We start from the raw sequence: 20,309 nt of genomic DNA on the forward strand, positions 1-20,309 counted from the left end.
GAAGGGTTGGCTGAGGGAGCGGTCCGCCGTCAGACACGGACGACGTTCGGCCCCTGGAGGGAATAGCGGTGGGCCTCGGCGGCGGGAAGGCCCGTGTCGGTGACGATCGCCTCGAAGGCGCCGACGTCGGCGAAGCGGCAGAAACTCACCGCGCCGAACTTGGTGTGCAGCCCGGCGAAGATCCGCCGCCTGGAGGCGCGCAGCGCCTGCGACTTGACCTCGGCGACCGCGGGCGAGGGCGTGGTGAGGCCGTGTTCGCGGGAGATGCCGTTGGCGCCGAGGAAGGCGAGGTCGATGACGAACCCGGAGAGCATGCGCGTCGTCCAGTGGTCGACGGTGGCGAGGGTGCTGCCGCGTACGCGCCCGCCGAGGAGCAGCACGGTGTAGGAGTCGACCCCTGCCAGCGCGCCCGCCGTCGTCAGGGAGGCGGTGAGGACGGTCAACTCCCGGTCGCGGGGCAGGGCTTCGGCGATCAGTTGGGGGGTGAAACCCTCGTCGACGAAGACCGTCTCGGCCTCGCCGACGAGGTCGGCCGCGGCCGCAGCGATGCGCCGCTTCTCCGGTACGTGCATCGTGGTGCGGAAGGCGAGCGTCGTCTCGAAGCCCGCGCTCTCCACCGGGTACGCGCCGCCGTGCGTGCGGCGCAGCAGGCCGCGCTGCTCCAGGACGCGCAGGTCACGGCGGATCGTCTCGCGTGCGACGCCGAGCGCGGAGGAGAGCTCGGAGACGTCGACGGACCCCGCCTTGCGCGCCGTCCCCACGATGCGCCGCTGGCGCTCCTCGGCACCGCTCACGCGCCCCACCTCCGTACGTCCCGCCGTGCGCCGGACACCCGCGCACGGGTCGACCGGGCTCCGTTCGGTCAACTCGCTGACCGAACGGGCTTGCATGGAGAGTTGTACCGGGGCGGCACGGGCGTGACCAGAGCCGTTGCTCCGTAGATCGTGCCCGCTTCTGACCGAGCGGGCGCGCCTGATGCGTCGAAGCGGGTCTGTTTCGTGCAGTGTTGACCGAGACGGTCCGGAGCGGACGCCCGATTCCCCCTCGGCGCCCGCCCGTTCGGAGTCCGAGCAGGCCCGGACGGCGACCGACGGGCCCGGCCGCGTCGGCAACACCTGCCCGCCGCGGCCTTCAACTCCCGCCCGGCGAGGACCCGTCGGGATGACTCAGCCGGGCCGCATCCGGAAGTCGTACGCGTCGGGAAGCGGGCGATCGGTGACCGCGGACCACACCTCGCCGAGGACCTCCTCGCCCTCCCGCAGGTCGTCCACCTCGAACCCGTCCTCGAAGACGGCGAGCGCCGCCGCGTTCCGCCCGCGTGCGGCCGCGACCTGTGCGTGCAGGAGGCGGAACCGGCCGCGTGACGCCGCAGCGGGCGGCAGCTCCGCGAGCGCCTCCTCCGCCTCGGCCGGGCGCCCCGCTGCGAGCAGCGCCGCCACCGCCTCGCGTACGAGCGCCGGCAGGGCCGCGCCCGTGTGCACGGCAGCGGAGCGGAGGTCCGCCAGCGCCGCGCCGTACCGGTCGGCGGCACGCGACGCGTCGCCCTCGACCGAGGCGGCGACGGCGAGGCACCGCAGCGCCGGCCAGCCGGCGCCCGCCCGCGCCGCCCGCTCCCAACTCCGCACCGCCTGCGACCGATCGCCCGCGTGCCACTGCGCGACGCCGAGGTGGTGGTCGAGCCAGGCGCGCCCGGACGCCGTGCCCTGCGCCGACTCCAGCAACTCGCGCCACTCCGGCGAGACGAGCGTCCCGCCGGGCGGCTCCCCCGGCTCCGGCTCCGGCGGCTCGCCCGCCCTCAGCAACCGCAGCCACGGCTGCTGCTCGGGTCCCAGGTCCTCCGGCGCGAACGGCGTACCCGGCAGCGAGTACCCGGCGCGCTCCACCTCCAACGCGCCCCAGCCGGAGCCGAAGGCGAGGCGCCCACCCGCCGGCTCGGCGTCCGCGATCCGGCGCCACCTGCCGTACGCCTCGTCCACCGCGGCACGCGGCAGCGCCTCCTCCAGGCGGCGCTCCGTGTGCGCGACGGCGCCGGACCAGTCGGCGTGGACCCGCGAGGGGTCGGTCGAGAGCGGCCCGTACGACTCCAGCCACGCGAACTCCTCGCCCGCGTCGAGCGGCACGTGCTCCAACTGCGTCCGCGCCAGGCCCGCTTGGATCTCCGCGTAGCCGCCGGTACCGGGCTCGGTGAGCCACCGCTGCCAGCGCCTGCCGCCAGGGCCCGAGCCCCAGACGAAGAGTTTGCGGCCGCGCAGCACATCGGTCGAGGTCTGCACGAGGCCGCTCCCCCGCTCGTCGAGGGAGGCGATCCACTTGCGGGAGTCCTCGGGGACCTCGTGGAAGTAGTCGGCGGGGAAGACGCTGCCGAGCGGATAGCTGCGGTCGGCGCCGTCGAACCGCGGGAAGGGGACGCGGCGCAGGGCGCGCTCGTACGCGAAGTACCAGGTCTCCTCCGCCGGTGCCACGACGCGGGTCGACGGCTCCTCCGGGACGGCGATGTTCGACCACCAGTAGACCGGCACCCTGCGGTGGTTGGGGTTGCGGATGCGTACGCCGACGTGGAGGAAGTCGGAGTCCTCGGGAAGCCACAGATCGACCTGGAACGGGGTGTCGCGCAGCCGTTCCCACTCCCAGAGGCGGAGCACCGCGCCGTCGTTTTCGGGAGCGGGCACCTCGGCCGCGTGGAGAGGGGCGCAGGAGAGCGCGGTGTGGCCGGTGGCGCCGATGTTCCACTCGATGCCGCCCGAGTACCAGGCGCCGTTGAGCGCGAAGTTCGCCGGCTGGAAGACCGGGTTGACGTACAGGAGTTCGCGGCCCGTCGGCTTGTGGAAGAGGGAGCGCACGCGCCCGCCCGAGCCGGGCAGGACCTCGGCGCGCAGCCGGGCGTTCTCGATCACGAGCGTGTCGAGGACGCCGTTGCCGCGTTCGCGACCGTAACCGTCGCGGACCGGCTCGGGCAGCACCGAGCGGAGCGGCTCGTACCCCACCTGCCGTGCCATCTCCTCGGGGAGCAGGGCGCGTTCCTCCCGCGAGAGGGTGTGCGCCTCCTCCGGCGGGAGCAGCGCGGGAAGCGGGTTGTCGGCGCCCAGCGGCGCGACGGGCAGCGTCACCGTGCTGCGTCGTACGGTCGTGGCCACGGCACCCCCACAGCTCGACGGAGACCACCGGGCGCCGGCGGTCCATCGGTCCATGGAACAGGCTCAGCGATTCGTTGACCAGGGGACGTGCGGGGTGGCGAGCGGGGCCGGGGCGGATGTGGGGGTGCGGGCGGTGACGTGGGCCTCGGTCAGTCGGTGGGCGTCCCGCCCTCGCCGGGTTCGGGGCACGCGCACGTGCGGTTGGCCTGAGAAGTCTGGGCGGTCAACGTACTGCGACTACGGCCTCCCCGGTACCGGACCGGTGAGGTGGGCGCGAACGGCCGCTGCTCAAGGATCGGACAACGTGCGGGCGTCCGAGTCACCCCGAGAGGACTGGACGGTGAACACGCCGCGGCTGCACGGTGGTTGCGGCACGGAGCCGGTGACTTCTCATCGGCTCGGCCGGGCGGTGAGCATGGCCGCTCGCCGCACGAAGGCGGAAGCCCGGGCGATCGGGGCGTCCGGGGCACTCGGAGAGGGCGGGCCAGGTGCTCGCGTCCCCGGGGGGCTCACCGGCTCAAGGGAGCGGGCAACCGGAGACGCACCGGCCATCGGGTCTCGGCAACCGACCGGAGAATCACGGTCGTTGAGCAGCACCCACGGAGCGGCTCCGGACGGAACGGCGGCCGTTCTCCCGCGTCAGCGCCTGCGTGCGAAAAGCAGCGCTCCGCAGAGCCAGCCGATCGCCGCCATCGCGAGGAGAGCCGTCCAGAGGGGGACGGTCACCTCCGGGACCAGCAGCCGCACCTTCACGGGACGGGTGTTCTCGCCGACGAAGACGATGGCCGCGAGCGCGAGGACGACCGCCGCCACCCTGCCCGGCGTCACCGTCCTGCGCCGCTCGCGGTCGTCGGCGTTCCCGGAGTACGCGCGCCTGCGCCTCATGCGCTCCACGGTGCCCGTGAAGGAGACGGGCACACCCGCGCCGCGCGGACCCGCGGGCGGCGACGTCACCCTCTCGGGGCAGGGTCACTCGGCGTACGCCACCGCCGCCGCGTACCCGTCGGCAGCGTCGACGTCCGCGATCGGCCAGCCCGGCGGCCGGCCGGGGCGGTCGCCGGTGCCGACGTAGCAGACGGCCGGGTCCTCGCCCAGGCCGACGCCGCGGGCCTTGAGGTACGCCTCCTTGCGGGTCCAGCACCGTGCGAAGGCGGCGGGTCGCTGCGGTGCGGGGAGGGAGGCCAACTCGGCGCGCTCGTCCGGGTGCAGGGCCCGCGCCGTCTCCGCCGTCGTGGCCGCGCTCGGGTGGGACTCGACATCCGCCCCGACCGGAACCGGGGCGAAGGCGAGGAGTACCAGGTCGCCTGCGTGCGACAGGGAGAAGTGGAGCTGCGCGCCGGCGGCTCCGGCGACCGCGGGGCGACCGTGCGCCCCGCCGCAGAGGGGGCAGGGGAGCCGGGTGAGCGGGACCGCGTCGGGCGCGAGGCCGAGCCGTGCGCCGAGCTCCCGCCTCAGGCCCACGTGCGCGACGAGGTAACGGTCCCGGTCGACCGCGCGGACGAAGGCACCGTGACGCGTCCGCTCCTCGTCGCAGAGCACCTCTCGCTCGGCCTCCGCATCCGCGCGCTCCTCCGACACCCGCAGCAGCCGCACGGCGACGGACGGCGCCGCGACCCGCAGTGGCAGGACCATCGCACCTCCTCGGCGCGGGAGTTTACGGCAGAACCGCCCGCCGCGTGAGGGAGACTGGACGGCCGACCACCGGGCCCGTGCGCCCACGAGGAGAGGCGGCGCATGCCCGAGACACTCTTCCCCACCGACCATCCGGCGTTCGCCCGGCTGCGGGGCAGTGACGGGGGGCGGGCGTGGGTGGAGCGGCTGCCCGCGCTCGTCGAGGAGGCGCGGACCACCTGGGCGCTGCGCATCGATCCGCCTTTTCTCAGCGGGAGTTGCTCGTGGACGGCACCGGTGCGCGGAGCGAACGGGGAGCCGGCGGTCCTCAAGATCGTCTGGCCGCACCGCGAGGCGCGGGGCGAAGCCGCCGCGCTGCGCCTGTGGGACGGCGACGGCGCGGTACGGCTCCTCGCGCACGCTCCCGAACGGCACACGCTCCTGCTGGAGCGGTGCCTGCCCGGCACCGAACTGGGGGCGCATGAGGGGCAGTCAGCCGAGGAGCGTCTGCTCGCCGCGTGCGCCGTGCTGCGCCGGCTGTGGGAGGCGGGCAGGCGCTCCGGCGGCCCGGGCCTCGGCGGCATCGAGCGGCTGACCGATGTCGCGGAAGAGTGGGCCGACCTCGTCGAGGAGCGCGCCGGCCGGCTGCGGACGTGCGAGGCGGACACCGGGCTCTTCGCGCACGGCGCACGGCTCCTGCGGCAGTTGCCGCGCACCGCGTCGGAACCGGCGCTGCTCCACGGCGACTTCAACCCGGGCAACCTTCTCGCCGCCGCACGCGCACCGTGGCTCGCGATCGACGCCAAGCCGATGCTCGGCGACCCGGCGTACGACCCGTGGCCCCTCATCACCCAGCTCGGCGACCCGTACGCGCACCGCCTTCCCGTGACCGTGCTACGGGCGCGCACCGCGCTCGCGGCTGAGGCGCTCGGGCTCGATGTCGCGCGGTTGCGGGCCTGGACGCTCGCCCGACAGGTGGAGGAGCTGCTCTGGGCGTGGGAGCGGGAGCAGCCGCGGAACAGGCAGGAAAAGCTGCGCCGTGCACGGGTGTTGGCGACGGTCGCCGAGGCTTGAGCCGGGGCACGGTGCGGGCGCGTCGATGCCTGCTCGGGAGCTTACGGTGCACCGTGGCGGGGCGGCGGCGTGGTAGCGGCCCGGGTGCGTGGCGTCCGTCTCGGCCGTCCTCCGCACGTGCCACGACATCCCGCGTCTCTCGCCGCCCACAGCCGTGGGGCCGCCGACGCGCCCAACGGATCGGCGGTACACGTGTGTTGACGGCTCCCCTTCATGGCTGTGCTGCGTGGCGAGGGACAGCGCCCCCCGCGCGTAGGCGTGCGGCTCGGCGGAGACGCGGCTCAGCCCTGCGGTGCCGGCGCCCTGCCCCGACGCGGGTGCGCTGCGGCCTGCACCCCCCGTCCCTGACCGTCATCGGGGACCGCGCCGGCGGCCTCCGTGGACCTCCCCACGCGCAGGCCGAGTTGGAAGCGGCTCTCCGCCCCCAGCAGCTCCATCAGGGCAGCGATGCGTCGGCGGTAGGTGCGCACGGAGACGCCGAGGCGGAGCGCGGCGCGCTCGTCGGTGTAGCCGCGCGCGAGCATCCGCAGGGTGCCCCTGGTCTCCTTGTCGAGCGGCGGCGCTTCCGCTCCGAAGCCGTCACCCGGGGTGAACTCCCGTGAGACCTCCCAGGCGGAGACGATCAGCGCGCGCACCCCCTCCACCACGTCGGACGCCGTGACGAGGGTGTAGCTGCGCCCGCCACCGGTGCGTCCGGCGAGGAGCGCGAACCGGCGGTCGACGACGATCGCCTCCTGTGGCAGCGGGGCGCCGGCGATGCGTACCCGCGCACCGGCCTCGGCCGCCTCGGTCAGGTGCCGGCGACCGGCGGGGTCGCCTGTCACCTCGGGGGTGGAGAGCTTGCGTGCGGTGAACCCGCGCGAGCGCGGTCGCGCCCGGGTGTGCGAGGCGAGAGCCCGCCAGGTGTCGGGATCGGCGGTGGCGCAGAGGAACTCGTGCCGTACGTCGGTGAAGAGGTGCCCGGCGCGCTTCAGCAACTCCTCGGTTCCGTGCAGGGTGAGTATCTGGGCAGCAGACGAGTCCATGGTGTCGACAAGTCTGCTGCGCCCCGCCCCCTCGCGTCAAAAGGTGACAGCTTCCTGCCACCTCCCCCCGTGCGTCGGCCCGCTTTGGCACCGTCGCACTCATGACACCTCAGCACACCGGAACACCCGACCCCGCCCAGGCGGCGGGGGTATGGCAGCTCGGCGGCGACACCCCCGTCTCACGGATGGGGTTCGGCGCGATGCGGCTGCCCGTCAAGGACCTGCGGGGACCGCAGCGCGACCCGCGGGACGGCATCGCGGTGCTGCGCCGCGCGCGCGAACTCGGCGTCAACCACATCGACACCGCCGCCTTCTACTTCCAGGGCGAGGTCCGCGCGAACCTGCTCATCAAGGAGGCGCTCGCCCCCTACCCGGAGGGGCTCGTGCTCGCCACCAAGGTCGGGCCCTCACGCAGCCCGGACGGTGCGTTCCTGCCGGAGGCGACGCCCGAGCAACTGCGCGGGCAGGTTGAGCAGAATCTCACCGAGTTGGGCGTCGATCGGCTCGACCTCGTCAACCTGCGCGTCGGTACCGCGCTCGACCGCGACGAGGCGCCCCTGGGCGCACGCTTCGAGGCGCTCGCCGCGCTGCAGGAGGAGGGGTTGATCAAACACCTCGGCGTCAGCAACGTGACCGGGCCCCAGCTCGCCGAGGCCCGCCGAATCGCTCCCGTCACCTCGGTACAGAACAGGTACGGCATCAGCGACAGGGGGGACGAGGAGCTGCTGCGGCAGTGCACCGAGGCGGGGATCGCCTACGTCCCGTTCTTCCCGCTCGGCGGCAAGGACGGTGCGCAGGCGGCACGGATCGCCCGGGTCGCGGAACGGCACGAGGTCTCCCCCGCCCAACTCGCCCTCGCCTGGCTTCTGTCGACCTCACCCGCCGTGCTCGCGATCCCCGGCACCGGCTCCCTGACGCACCTGGAGGAGAACGTGGCGGCGACCGGGGTGCGCCTCACCGAAGAGGAGCTCGCCGAGGTGGCGGGGGACTGAACACTCGGGAGCGCGGTGGGTGTTGCTGCGGCCGTCGCTGTCCGGCGCGAGACGGCGTCGGGGACGGCCTGGTAGCGCGGGGCCGGGCATCGCACGGGGCCTGGTGCGGCGCCGGGAGCTGGATGGTGGCGGGGCGCACTGCGGCGGTCGAACGGTGGGGCGGCTGCCGGTTACACGTCAACTCGACGGCGTTCCTGGGGAGTTCGTCGGCAGGCCGGCTCGGACCGACGCAGGCTCCGCGCCACGACGCGAGTCAGCGTGCGAACGGCGTGAGGGGTGCAGGACTCACCCGGCTCAAAAACGGCGAAAGGCTCCGCGCCGTGTCCGCTCCGGTGCGAGGTACGGGGGCGTGCCGGCGCGGAGAGGGCCGAGCTCGCCTCGACGGGACGTCTCCGGCCCCCGGGAGTCGGGGCCCAACCCGCCACGGTTCGCTCGATGTTGAGCTACCGGCACCCACCGCGCTCCGCCGTCGCTCCCCCACCGCGCCGTCCGACAACTCCCTCACCACGTCGAGCCGCCCGAGGTGGCGGGCGTACTCCTGGAGCAGGTGGAAGAGAATCCAGGAGAGCGTCGGCGCCTCCTCCGCTGTGCCGAACCTGCCTCCCACCTCCGGCCGTCGACGCAGGTCGACCCCTTCGCACACGGACCGGGAGCGTGCGCACTCGGTGCGGAAGGTGTCGGGTACTTCAGCCGCCGTCATCCCGGGCGGGACCCGCCACCGTTCGTCGGCGTCCTCGTCGCCCAGGATTCGGCGAGCTGCTCGGCGCGGAATCCCCAACGCAACCATCGGCGTTCGACGTAAAGCAGGTGCCAGACAAGCTCCAGCGGGCTCCACCCCGACGGCAGCAGGGAGCTGCGCAGCTGCTCCTCCGAGAGACCCGCGAGCTTCGCCTCCACGCTGCCGCGGAGACGGTCGAGGTGCCCGGCGAGAAGATCGGCCGGTTCGACGATGTGACGGGCGGCTCCTCGGAGGAGCGCGGTGGGCTCTGGCCGGTACCGCCCGCCGCGTCCGGAAGCGTCACGTCAGCTCCACTGCGGGGACATCGGGGCGCGAGAACGCGAATGTCCGGGCGTAGAGGGAGAGTTCGGCCTCGACGGCCGTCACTATCGTCTCCGCGCGGCGGAAGCCGTGCCCCTCCCCCTCGAAGGTGAGGTAGGCGCTGCGCGACGGGCCCTCCGCCGCCTCCCTGAGGAACCGTTCGCACTGCGCGGGCGGGCAGATGGGGTCCTCCGTCCCCTGGAGCAGGAGGAAAGGCGCCGTCACCTCCCGCGCCCTGCGCAAGGGGGAGCGTTCGCGGTACCTGCCGGGCACCTGCTCGGGAGGGCCGATCAGGGAGTGGAGGTACTGCGACTCGAAGTCGTGGGTCTCCCCCTGCGACCACTGCTCCAGGTCGAGGACGGGATAGCTGATCGCCGCGCAGGCGTAGAGGCCGGAGACCGTAGGGGAGGTGAGGGACGAGGCACTCGTCCAACCTCCGGCGCTGCCGCCGCGGATGGCGAGGCGCGCTCCGTCGGCGATCCCCTCCTCGGCGAGCGCCCGCGCGACCGTGGCGCAGTCCTCGACGTCGACGACGCCCCACTGGCCCCTGAGGCGGTTGCGGTAGTCGCGGCCGTAGCCGGTGCTGCCGCCGTAGTTGACCTCGGCGACGCCGATGCCGCGCGAGGTGAAGTACGCGATCTCCAGGTCGAGGACGAGCGGCAGCCTTCCCGTGGGGCCGCCGTGCGCCCAGATGACGTACGGAGGCAACTCGCCCTCCGGCGCGGTGTATTCGGGGTGGTGCGGCGGGTAGACGTGCGCGTGCACGTCGCGGCCGCCCGGACCGCTGAAGGTACGCAGGAGCGGTTCGGGGTAGTACGCCGGATCGACCGGGTCGGCTCGGGGCGCCGCGAGGGGGCGGGTGCGGCCCGTCCGCGTGTCCAGCTCCACCACCTCGTGGGACGAGCGGGGGCTCGCGGCGATTCCGACGACGCGGCTGTCGACGACGCCGAGGGACGCCATCCACTCGGTCCACGGCCCTGCCGCGTCGACCAACTCGCCCGTGTCCGGGTCGAGTACGCCGAGCTTCTGGCTGCCCCGCCCGTGCACGGCGGCGATCAGGCCGCTCTCCAGCGGCGCGAACCACCGGTAGCCGATCTTCCACAAGGCGCCGGCGAACTCCTCCTCACGGGGGCAGAGTCGCACGGGCGAGCCGGGCTCACCGTCCGTCAGGTCGAGTCTGCGGAGGTTCCACCAACCGTCCGCATCCGTGACGTAGAGCAGTGAACCGTCGGCCGTCCACTCCGCCTGCGCCACCGCCTCCTCCGGGCCGCCCGCGACGGTACGCACGGGGCCGAGCCCTCCGAACGGGTCCACGTCGGCGACTTGGAGCAGGGTGCCGTCCCAGGGCATCGCCGGGTGGTCCCAGGCGAGCCAGGCCACGCGGGTCGGTGCCCCGGCGCCGCCGTCGGGTGCGTTGGTACGCGGGCCCGTGACGAAGTGGTGGGTGTGCTGGGTGAGGACACGGACGCGGTCGGCGTCCTCGGCCGCGGAACCGTCGAGGGGCACGGCGACGAGGTCGCGGCGGACGTCAGTCGGGTCCGGTCCCGTGTACTCCTCCCGTACGCACCAGACCTCGCCGAGCAGGGGCAGCGGGCTCGGGTCCGCCCAGCGGAACCGCACCTGCTGCGGGGCGAGCCGGTCCTCGCGGCCCGCCGGTGCACCCGCGCCCGGACGCGGTTCGAGCGGGGTGAGCGGGAGCGGTGCGGCGTCTGTCCCGGGGCGGAGGCGGTAGAGGCGCTGATCCGCGTCGTGGGTGAAGACGACGAGGGAGCCCGTCGCTTCGGGGACGCCGGCCCAGGGCTTGCCGCCGTACTCCAGCACCCTGTTCCGCGCGTCCCACGGCTCGGGGAGCACCGTCTCCGGCTCGCCGCCGCGGCTGCGCAGGCGCAGCAGCGCCCGCCTCCCGCCCTCGCGCGGACGTGGCTCCGTCCACCACACCTCGTCGCCGACGGAGTCGAGGTATTCGGGCACGCCGTCGTGGGCGGCGACGAGGCCGGCGTCGACAGGGGAGGGCCAACTGCCGTACGGAACCTGGGGGGTTGCCATCTTCTTCGATCCTCCTGGATGACACGGACGGCGTGCGGGGACAGGGATGGGGCCACGGGGTGGCCGCCACGGGCGGCCGGGTGGCGAGGGGCGGGCGCGGCTACATGGCGAGCAGCGCCCGATCCATGACGCGGACGCCGAAGTGGAGCGCCTCGACGGGGACGCGCTCGTCGACGCCGTGGAAGAGCGCCTCGTAGTCGAAGCCTTCGGGGAGACGGAGCGGGGTGAAGCCGTAGCCCTCGATACCGAGCCGTGAGAACTGCTTTGCGTCGGTACCGCCCGACATGCAGTACGGGACGACGTGCGCGCCCGGGTCGAAGTGGAGCAGTGCCTCGCTCATGGCGGCGAACTCGGCGGACCCCGCCGAGGCCGCGAGCGGCACCTCGCGGTGCTCGAACTCCCACTCCACGTCGGGCCCCGTGAGGCGGTCGAGGGTGCGCAGGAACTCCTCCTCGCCGCCGGGGACCACGCGGCCGTCGACGAGGGCCGTCGCCGTCCCGGGGATGACGTTGATCTTGTAACCGGCGCTGAGCACCGTGGGGTTGGCGCTGTTGCGGACAGTGGGCTCGACGAGCTCAGCCGACGGGCCGAGGAGGGCGAGCACCTCGTCGATCTCGGCCGGTGTCGGGTCGGGGCCCGCGTCGTCCGCGAGCCCTGCGGGCGGTTCGACGCCGCGCACGCGGGCGAGTTCGCGGATTCCGGCGCGCACGACGGGGGTGAGCCGGAGCGGCCAGTCGTACTCGCCGATGCGGTGGACGGCCGCGGCGAGCTTGCTGACGGCGTTCTCCCCGTTGACCTTCGAGCCGTGCCCCGCTGGACCATGGGCGGTGAGCCGCAGCCAAGCCGTGCCGCGCTCACCCGCGGCCACCGGGTAGAGGCGCACGCCGCCGCCCGCGTGGAAGGTGAAGGCACCGGACTCGCTGATGCCCTGGGTACAGCCGGCGAAGAGCTCGGAGTGCTCCTCGGCGAGGAACTCCGAGCCGTAGGCTGCGCTGTCCTCCTCGTCGGCGGTGAAGGCGAGGACGATGTCCCTGCGCGGCCGCACCCCGGCGCGCGCCCAGGCGCGGGCGACGGCGAGGACCATGCCGACGTGGTTCTTCATGTCGATCGCGCCGCGCCCCCACAGGACGCCGTCGCGCACCTCGCCGGAGAAGGGCGGGACGCTCCACTCCCCCGCCTCTGCGGGGACGACGTCGAGGTGGCCGTGGACGAGGACGGCGTCGGCTCCCTGCTCGCTTCCCTCGATGCGGGTGACGACGTTGGTGCGACCCGGCGCCTTCTCCAACATCCGTGCGTCCAGGCCGGCTTCCCCGAGCCGGGCCGCGACGAACTCGGCTGCCTCCCGCTCGCTCCCCTCGCCGCCACCGTGGTTGGTGGTGTCGCAGCGGATCAGCTCGGCCGTGAACTCCACGGCCTCGTCGAGCGCGCGCTCGTCGATACGGGCGGCTTCGCCCGAGGGCGCTTCGACCTCAGCCATACTGCTCCTCCACGGCGGCGGAGACGACCGTGGTCACGGCCTTGAAGCAGCGGATCGCCTCGTACATCGAGGGGGAGGTGTAGACGACCCGGCGCTCGCCCGACTTCTCGACACCGGGGACGACCGTGGCCGCGCCGACGCAGTGCGCGGCGTCGAACTCGAGCTCCACGGTGTGGGGTTGGACGGACGGCGGGGTGCGCACGGCGAGCGCGGCGCCCTCCGCGGCGGCCGCTCGGATCGTCGACGCCGTCACCGCGGGGGTGCGGCAGACCGCGGCGTACCGCGAGACGTAGTCCTTCACGGCGGCCACGGGTGCCTGCGGTGCGTAACCCTTCGCGTCCTCGACGGCGCGGTCGTCGCCCGTGACGAGGACGACCGGCACGCCGAACTCGGCGGCGAGGAGGGAGTTGAGGTATCCCTCGCTGGCCCGGGTGCCGTCGGCCCAGACCCCCGTGACCGTGTTGGCGAGGTAGGTGTGGGCGAGGACGCCCTCCTCGCCGGCGCCCGCGTGGTAGCCGAGGAAGGCGACACCGTCGACGTCGTCGTGCTGAATGCCCTCCAGCATGCTCAGCTCCTTGTGCCGGCCCGTGAGCATCACGGCGCGGTCGTCGAGCTGTTCGAGGAGGAGGTTGCGCATCGACCAGTGGGCCTCATTCACCAGGACCTCGTCGGCGCCGGCGGCGAGGAAGCCGTCGACCGCGGCGTTCACGTCGGAGGTGAACATCGGGCGGCAGCGCTCCCACTGGGGCGTGCCCGGCAGGACGTCCGCCGGCCATGTGACGCCGGTGGCACCCTCCATGTCGGCGCTGATGAGGATCTTCATGAGAGGGACACTAGCCCCCCGTGAAACCCCGCGACACCCCTGTGGATAACTGCGCCGCAACCCGCCGCGGAGACTCCCCCGAAGCGCCCAACGCACGCCGCAGCGGCCCACTCCGCCGGCTCGGACCAAGGAACGGCGCGCGGACCGAGGCGCGTCCGGACGTGCCGTACCGGGGGCGCCTTCCGGCCCCGGTACGGCGCTCGGGCCGCCGCCTTCTCAGTCCTCGTGACCCAGTTGGAGATCGCGCTCCATCCGCCCGCCTCCCGCGACCTGAAGGACGGTCGCGACCGGCGGGTACCCGGCCGCGATGACCGTGTACTCGCCCGAGGAGAGGTCGACGAAGCGGAAGGCGCCGTCCGCTCCGGTGGTGGCCGTGTCGACGACGTTGCCCGCGGCATCGAGGAGGGTCACCCTCGCGTCCTCCACGGGACGGCCGCCGGTGGCGCGGACGGTGCCGCGGAGCACGGCGCCGCCGGCGAGCTCGATGTCCTGCCGCGTCTCCCTCGACGCCTGCACCGAGACCGGCAGCGCGGCGGGGCGGTGGACGGGTGCGCTCGCCGCGAGGGTGTACTCGCCCGCGACCAACTCCGTGATCACGTAGCTTCCTTCGCGCCCGCTCCGTGTGGAGGCCACGACCTCCCCCCGCACGTCGGTGAGGGTGACGGTGGCGTCCTGCACCGGCTGCCCGTCGGCGGTGAGCACCGCCCCGGCCAGACGCCCCGCACCGCCGAGGACGACGTCCACTTCGACGGGCCGCTCCCCCACAGAGACGCTCACCGCGCGCGGCTGGTGGCCGCCGGCCGACGCGATGAGGACGTAGGCGCCGCCGCCCGGTGTGCTCAGCGCGTAACGGCCGTCCTCGCCCGTGGCGCCGCGACCCACCTGGCGCCCCGCCGTGTCGACGAGGGTGAGCGCCGCGCGGGGCACGCCCGTCCCGTCGTGGTGCCTGACGCTCCCGCAGACGGGGACGCCCGAGCCGTTGTGCGCGGCTGGCTCCGGTGGCGCCGCGGGCTGTTCGGACGTGCGGGCCGCGGGGACGGAAACATTCTGGGACACGAGGGGCTTCTCCTTCAGGAAGCAGGCGAGCAGGAGACCGAGCACCAGCACGGGCACGAGGTAGAGGAAGATGCGCGGCATCGCTTCCGCATACGCCGAGACGTACGCCTCCCTGAGCGCGCTCGGGAGCCCGTGCACCAACTCCGGTGTGAGCGAGCCCGGATCGGGGAGGTCGGTACGGCGGTCGGAGGGCAGCTCCCACTCCAGCGCGTCGGTGAGCCGCTGCGCGAAGAGGGTGCCGAAGATCGCGGCCCCGACGCTGCCCCCGATCTGGCGAAAGTAGTTGTGCGCACTGGTGGCGGTGCCGAGTTGCGACGCCGGGACGCTGTTCTGCACCGCGAGGATGAGGACCGGCAGGACGAACCCGACGCCGAGTCCGAGGATGCCCATCCAGAGGCTGTAGACCTCGCGCGTCGTGCCGGAGTCGAGGCGGGAGAGGAGCCACATGCCCTCCGCCGAGAGCAGGCAGCCGAGGACGGGGAAGACGCGGTAGTGCCCCGTGCGGGAGATCAACTGGCCGGAGAGCGCGGAGGCGAGGACGACGCCGCCCATCAGCGGCAGCATCAGGAGCCCCGACTCGGTGGCGGTGACGCCCTCCACCATCTGGAGAAAGGTCGGAAGATAACTCGCGGCGCCGAAGAGGGCGACCCCGACGGCCGCGCCGACGAGCCCCGTGAGGTTGAAGACCGAGTTCCGGAAGAGCCGCAGCGGCAGGATCGGCTCCCTCGACCGGTGTTCGACGAGGACGAAAAGCGCCCCGCTCACCGCAGCTCCGCCTCCGAGACCGAGGATCACGCGGTCGTCCCACGCGTACTCCGTCCCGCCCCAAGTGGTCAGGAGGACGAGACAGGTGGAGAAGGAGGCGAGCAGGAGGGTGCCGAGGACGTCGAGCCGGGGGCGCCCGCCGGGCGGCGGGAGCTTCAGCACGACGGCCGTCACCAGGAAGGTGAGCGCTCCGAGGGGGACGTTGAAGTAGAAGCACCAGCGCCAGGAGAACTCGTCCGTGAGCCAGCCGCCGAGCAGCGGGCCTGCGACCGAACTGAGGCCGAAAGCACCGGTGATGAGGCCCATGTAGCGAGCACGCCTGGGGGGCGGCACGATGTCGGCGATGATCGCCTGGACGCCGATCATCAGGCCGCCCGCACCGACCCCCTGTACCGCGCGGAAGAGGATCAGCCAGTCCATCGAGGGCGACCAGCCCGCGAGCGCGGAGCCCGCGACGAAGACCACGATCGCGAACTGGAAGACGCCCTTGCGGCCGAGCAGGTCGCCGAGCTTGCCGTAGACGGGCAGGACGATCGTGGAGGCGAGGAGGAAGGCGGTGACGACCCAGGACATCTTGTCGAGGCCGTGGAGTTCGCCGACGATTTTGGGCAGCGCCGTCGCCACGATGGTCTGCTCCATCGCGGCGAGGAGCATCGCGAGCATGAGCCCCAGGAACGCCAGACGCACCCGCCGGAGGCTGAGCCCGGCGGGAGAGCCGGACTCCTCCGGACCGCCGCCGTCCGTCGGCGGCCGCGCGGCGACGGCCACGCCTTCGAACGCCTCCGGCCGCTCCTCGAAGAGCGAAGGCCCTCCCGCCTCGACCCGCGCCGGTGGTTCGGCCGGAAGGCCGGGACCGGGCCCGGGCTTCGGCACGTATGCCGTGGGCTGCTCGACCTCGGCCGGACGCGCCGGCCATGGCCCGACCGTGGCGGCACGCACCACCGGCGGCGCGTCACCGTGCGTCCGCCCCCGGTCGGCGTGCTCTTCGGCTCGGCTCGGCTGCTCCGGAAACTCCAGGCTCACTTCGACCGAGGCAGGCACCGCTGCGTCTTCGCCCTTGAGGGTCGCCCCGCCCATCCCACTCCCCTGTCCGTGGTTCAGGGGAGTATTTCTCGCATCGCGCGATATCGACGGCAAGTCCGACAAGCGCGGTCCGACGCCGACCAACTCCGTTGTCGCGAGCGTCTTTTCGGAGGTCACCCGCGTTCGCCGAGATGCCTCACCGCACGGCGCCGCACACATACCGGCCGGGAGAACCACCCGAAACGGTGAGCCGGCGCCCGATGCTGACGCGCCCTGCCGGCACCCCGGAAAGCGCCCGCACCGCCCAACGAGCGGTGCGGGCAGGCGCGTTCGGGGGCGCCGGGCTCCGGGCTACCCGCGCATGCGCGCGGCGAGCCGGTCGAGGATATCGCCGTAGATCCGGTTGAGGCCCTTGGGCGCGAAGGTCCGCTCGAAGAAGCCGCCGACGCCGCCGGCGCCGTTCCAGACGGTGTTCGCCGTGACGCGCGAAATGCCCTCCGCGGTCCCCGGCGTGACCCGCCAGGTGGTGACCATCGTGGAGTTGCGGTCGGTCTCGACGAGTTCGCCCTCGGTCGGCTCGGTCACGTCGAGCAGGCAGTCGCGGACGCGCTTGCTCGTCGCCTGGAGCTTCCAGTGGACGAGCGTGCCGGCGCCCTCGCCGCCCTCGCGCACCTCGTACTCGCTGAAGTGCCCGGGCAGCAGCTCGGGCCTGGTGGTGCGGTAGTCGGCGAGGGCCGCGAAGACCTCGTCGGGCGCGCCGGGGACCTCCTGCTGCGTCGTCGCCTCGACCTGCGCCATGTTGCCTCCTCGGGCGGCGGGCGCACGCGCCTCGCCGCCGGTGCCTGGGTGCCAGTGGAATGCGGTGGCCAGCCAACCACCGGCATCCGCGCACACAAAATCCGGGTTGACAGCACCCCATGGGAACGGTTGTTCTATTAATCGTACGCGACGGACCGACAGGCAGGGAGGCAGCGATGCGCTGGGACGCACTCAGCGGGGAGGACCCGGCGAACCCGGCCCTCTTCAGCACAGACGCGGTGACCACGAGGAAGTTCGATACGCCCGAGTTCCGCGGCATCACCTTCCACGAGATCCGGGCCCGATCGATCCTCAACCGCGTACCCGGCGCCTCCCGGATGCCGTTCGAATGGACGGTCAACCCCTACCGCGGCTGCTCGCACGCGTGCGTCTACTGCTTCGCACGGAAGACGCACAGCTACCTCGACCTCGACACCGGCGCCGACTTCGACTCGCAGATCGTCGTGAAGACCAACGCGCCCGAACTCCTCCGCCGGGAGCTGGGCTCGTCCCGCTGGCGGGGCGAGCACGTCGCGATGGGGACCAACGTCGACTGCTACCAGAGGGCGGAGGGGCGATACCGGTTGATGCCGGGCATCTTGACCGCCCTGCGCGACCACGCCAACCCGTTCAGCATCCTCACCAAGGGCACCCTGATCCTCCGCGACCTGGAGCTGCTGCGGTCCGCCTCGGCAGTGGCCGACGTGGGCGTCTCCGTCTCCGTCGGCTTCACCGACGAGGAGCTCTGGCGCTCCGTCGAGCCGGGCACCCCGGCACCGGAGCGCAGGCTCGACGTCGTCCGCACGCTCAGCGAGCACGGCATCCCCTGCGGCGTGCTGATGGCCCCCGTCATCCCGTTCCTCGGCGACTCCCCCGCCCAACTCCGCACGACCGTACGGGCGATCGCTGCCGCGGGCGCGACCTCCGTGACCCCCCTCACGCTCCATCTGCGCCCCGGAGCACGCGAGTGGTACCTCGCCTGGCTCGCGCGCAACCACCCGTACCTCGTCCACCACTACGAGGCCCTCTACGCCGACGGCGCCTACGCGCCGAAGTGGTACCAGCGACGCATCACCCGCCAAGTGCACGAGCTCGCAGCCGAGTACGGCATCGGTCCCACCGGCCCCGGCACGGCCCGCCGGATCGCCCCCGAAGCGGCCGACCGCGCCCCGGCGCCCACCCAACTGTCGCTGCTGTGAGAGCGGCGCCGGATCCGCGTCGCCAAGAACCGTCGACGGCCGACTCCCGGCCGGAGCCCGGCAGCACGGGCACACAGTGGTCCGTCGAGTGGCGCGAGTGCCGAGAGCGGGCCTCGCCCCCGCAACGCCCCGAGCGGGAACGACAGTCGGCAGAGAGGGGAGCGTCAGGACCCTCCCGCTGCCGCACCTCCGACTGGAGGACCGGCGACCGGGACGGAACACGCGCAACGGTCCGCCCGACCCGAACGTCCGGCAATGTCCATCGGGAAGGCCGAGCCGGACGGCCTGCTCGGCAAGGTCGCCATCGCGGTGTGGACCCCACCGACCGTCCGGAGCGCGCGGCCCCCGCGGACTCTCCGACGCGCCCGCCTCCCCAAGGGACACGCTGCACCAGATCCGCGTCGGCACGTCCGGAGGCCCGCGCCCACCCGGGGCGCTCAGTCCACGGGATCGGTCCTGGGAGCACTGTCGTCGTTCCCTCTGCGCACCGTGCGCAGACTGCGGGCAGGCGTCCAGATCCGGAAGACGATCTCCTCGCCCTCGATCGTGGTCCGCACCACCTCGCGCACGTCGGCGCGGAAGAGGTGGAACTTCTCGGGGACGGTGCCCTCCGGCATCGCGGCGGCGTACCGCGAGAGTTGCGCGCCGTCGGTGATCTCGACGGCGCGGCCCGAGACGCGTACGTCGCCGCCGTCCATGTCACCGGTGGCGCCGGGGTTGGCGTGGAGACCGAAGCGGGAGTCGCGGCGCAGGTCGAGGGCCTTGCGTGAGGAGGGCATCATGCCGAGGTACAGCTCGCCGTCGCGGAAGTCCGCCTCCAAGCCCGTGAGACGGGGTGCGCCGTCGGCCCGCAGGGTGCCGAGGACGTGGTGCCGGTAGGCGCCGAAGCGCTCGCGCACGCCCCGCGCGAACTCCGGTGCCGCCCGCTCGACTTCGCCCCACGGAACGTTCTCTTGTCGTTTCGGCTCGTTCATGGACGCCATCCTCGCGGCCATACCCGACATCCTCTGTCCGGTATGGCCACGCGCCGCCGGACGCACGAGGCCGCCGGCGTACGGGCGCACCCAACGGGGTTGCGGCGCGGACGCGTCGGCGACGGCTGCGCTGCGTGACGACCCGCGCGCTCCCCCGACCCGGGGGCGGTCGACCGGAGCGTACGACCGGCCTCACACCGGGCAGCCGCCTCCGGGTCGGTCAGGAGCGTGAGGAGACGTACGGAATTCGTGCGAGCGCCGCCTGCGCCGACGGTGTGAGCCGGTGGTGCTCGGTGGCGGCGTCGAGGACGGCGGCCGCCCGCCTGTCCCCGAGCGCGCCGAGCCCCTGCACGCACGCCTCCGCTATCGGCCAGTAGTGCAGGGGGCCGATGAGCAACCGCTGGAGCACGTTGATGAGCGTGGGCACGGACTCCGGGGCGCGGAGCGCGGTGAGCAGCCGGACGGGGTAGAGCGCGTACGCGGTGCGCAGTTCGTTGGTGGCGAGCGCTGCGGCCGCCCGCGCCGTCCGCGGATCCCGGAGCCGCTCCAGGGCCTGCGCGGCGGTGGCGCAGCAGACCGGGTCGCGGTAATTGAGCAGGAAGATCAGCGTCTCGAACGCACGCCTGTCCCCTGCGCTGCCCAGCGCGAAGGCCGCTATCTCCCGTGCCCACAGCGGCCGTTGGGGCTCGGTGAGCACCGCCGCGAGCTGGTCTCTCGCCTCCGGGCTGCGCTGCCGTGCCAGCGTCACCAGCCGTGCGTACTCGACCGGTTCGGCCTCCGGCCTCACCCGATCGATCAACGATCGGAACGCCTCGCCCACTGCCGCCTCCCCCACCGTGCTTCGTCCCACAGCCATGGGGCTGCTTCTACCCCTGGCACTCTGGTTACCCACGAGTTAAGGTGCTCAACAGAGCGGCACCCCCGCTCAGGCGGTTTGGTGACGCAGCCGCCTGAGAGTGCAGTCGGTTCGGCGGGGGCCCGGTTCCGTGGCGGTGAACCGACCACGGTTCCAGGAAAGCACGTTCCTGCGTGATCCGACCCCGGGACAGGTCGGATCGCGGACACGGTCCTACGGCGACGCCGCCGGCAACCGTGTCGCTTTCCACCGGACTCTCCACCCATCCGAGCACCACCGGATATCGCCCACCTTTCTCCTTCCCCCCGGCGGCCCTCTTCGCACCGCCGGCAGGCGACCGCCTTGCCGCGCACGGAGGGCCCAACGGGGCAGCGCCGCCCGCACGTTGGACGGCTCGACGGCGGAGACGGGGCCGGG

Annotated in this window: 15 protein-coding genes and 1 pseudogene; 3 read left to right on the forward strand and 13 right to left on the reverse strand. The window is 73.3% G+C overall.

Annotated features, from left to right (window positions below):
- Window positions 1-29: 29 nt before the first annotated feature.
- From UWG_RS0115055 to UWG_RS0115070, 4 genes are all read right to left on the reverse strand, one after another.
- A complete protein-coding gene (locus UWG_RS0115055; protein ID WP_029391464.1) occupies window positions 30-794 on the reverse strand; it encodes a DeoR/GlpR family DNA-binding transcription regulator in 765 nt (254 codons plus the stop codon).
- A 372-nt stretch (window positions 795-1,166) separates the two neighbouring features.
- Window positions 1,167-3,134 (reverse strand): DUF5107 domain-containing protein, encoded by a 1,968-nt coding sequence (locus UWG_RS0115060; RefSeq protein WP_016908049.1) that lies wholly within the window; start codon window positions 3,132-3,134, stop codon window positions 1,167-1,169.
- A 639-nt stretch (window positions 3,135-3,773) separates the two neighbouring features.
- Window positions 3,774-4,019, reverse strand: a complete 246-nt coding sequence (locus tag UWG_RS0115065) for a LapA family protein (protein WP_029391465.1) — start codon at window positions 4,017-4,019, stop codon at window positions 3,774-3,776.
- 84 nt (window positions 4,020-4,103) lie between these two features.
- Window positions 4,104-4,766, reverse strand: coding sequence for a 4'-phosphopantetheinyl transferase family protein (locus tag UWG_RS0115070; RefSeq protein ID WP_016908051.1), 663 nt, complete (start codon window positions 4,764-4,766; stop codon window positions 4,104-4,106).
- 102 nt (window positions 4,767-4,868) lie between these two features.
- On the opposite strand from UWG_RS0115070, the gene UWG_RS0115075 reads away from it, so the two are divergent.
- Entirely contained in the window at window positions 4,869-5,819 is a 951-nt protein-coding gene (locus UWG_RS0115075; protein ID WP_016908052.1) for an aminoglycoside phosphotransferase family protein, read from the forward strand.
- 281 nt (window positions 5,820-6,100) lie between these two features.
- Here UWG_RS0115075 and UWG_RS30105 read toward each other — a convergent pair whose 3' ends face one another.
- The gene (locus tag UWG_RS30105) at window positions 6,101-6,844 is read right to left on the reverse strand and encodes a helix-turn-helix transcriptional regulator (RefSeq protein WP_016908053.1); all 744 of its coding nucleotides are present in this window, start codon (window positions 6,842-6,844) and stop codon (window positions 6,101-6,103) included.
- A 101-nt stretch (window positions 6,845-6,945) separates the two neighbouring features.
- On the opposite strand from UWG_RS30105, the gene UWG_RS30110 reads away from it, so the two are divergent.
- Window positions 6,946-7,836: an oxidoreductase gene (locus tag UWG_RS30110; RefSeq protein ID WP_050988578.1), complete on the forward strand. Its 891-nt coding sequence runs from the start codon at window positions 6,946-6,948 to the stop codon at window positions 7,834-7,836.
- A 253-nt stretch (window positions 7,837-8,089) separates the two neighbouring features.
- Here the strand turns inward: UWG_RS30110 and UWG_RS34105 are convergent.
- From UWG_RS34105 to UWG_RS0115110, 6 genes and pseudogenes are all read right to left on the reverse strand, one after another.
- A pseudogene (locus UWG_RS34105) lies at window positions 8,090-8,733 on the reverse strand (DinB family protein).
- Window positions 8,734-8,854: 121 nt separating this feature from the next.
- Complete coding sequence (locus tag UWG_RS0115090) at window positions 8,855-10,921, reverse strand: S9 family peptidase (protein ID WP_016908055.1); 2,067 nt, start codon at window positions 10,919-10,921, stop codon at window positions 8,855-8,857.
- Window positions 10,922-11,021: 100 nt separating this feature from the next.
- Complete coding sequence (locus UWG_RS0115095; protein WP_016908056.1) at window positions 11,022-12,398, reverse strand: M20/M25/M40 family metallo-hydrolase; 1,377 nt, start codon at window positions 12,396-12,398, stop codon at window positions 11,022-11,024.
- Window positions 12,391-13,221 (reverse strand): M55 family metallopeptidase, encoded by an 831-nt coding sequence (locus tag UWG_RS0115100; RefSeq protein WP_016908057.1) that lies wholly within the window; start codon window positions 13,219-13,221, stop codon window positions 12,391-12,393. Before UWG_RS0115100 ends, UWG_RS0115095 begins: the two co-directional genes overlap by 8 nt.
- A gap of 216 nt (window positions 13,222-13,437) precedes the next feature.
- The gene (locus UWG_RS0115105) at window positions 13,438-16,119 is read right to left on the reverse strand and encodes an MFS transporter (protein ID WP_016908058.1); all 2,682 of its coding nucleotides are present in this window, start codon (window positions 16,117-16,119) and stop codon (window positions 13,438-13,440) included.
- Window positions 16,120-16,416: 297 nt separating this feature from the next.
- Window positions 16,417-16,863, reverse strand: coding sequence for an SRPBCC family protein (locus UWG_RS0115110; protein ID WP_016908059.1), 447 nt, complete (start codon window positions 16,861-16,863; stop codon window positions 16,417-16,419).
- A 176-nt stretch (window positions 16,864-17,039) separates the two neighbouring features.
- On the opposite strand from UWG_RS0115110, the gene UWG_RS0115115 reads away from it, so the two are divergent.
- Window positions 17,040-18,062: an Rv2578c family radical SAM protein gene (locus UWG_RS0115115; RefSeq protein WP_016908060.1), complete on the forward strand. Its 1,023-nt coding sequence runs from the start codon at window positions 17,040-17,042 to the stop codon at window positions 18,060-18,062.
- 437 nt (window positions 18,063-18,499) lie between these two features.
- Here UWG_RS0115115 and UWG_RS0115120 read toward each other — a convergent pair whose 3' ends face one another.
- Window positions 18,500-19,036 (reverse strand): pyridoxamine 5'-phosphate oxidase family protein, encoded by a 537-nt coding sequence (locus UWG_RS0115120; protein WP_033196157.1) that lies wholly within the window; start codon window positions 19,034-19,036, stop codon window positions 18,500-18,502.
- A 220-nt stretch (window positions 19,037-19,256) separates the two neighbouring features.
- Entirely contained in the window at window positions 19,257-19,856 is a 600-nt protein-coding gene (locus UWG_RS0115125) for a HEAT repeat domain-containing protein (RefSeq protein ID WP_016908062.1), read from the reverse strand.
- Window positions 19,857-20,309: the final 453 nt, after the last annotated feature.

This window comes from Streptomyces xiaopingdaonensis (genome assembly GCF_000262345.1).
Lineage (GTDB): Bacteria > Actinomycetota > Actinomycetes > Streptomycetales > Streptomycetaceae > Streptomyces > Streptomyces xiaopingdaonensis.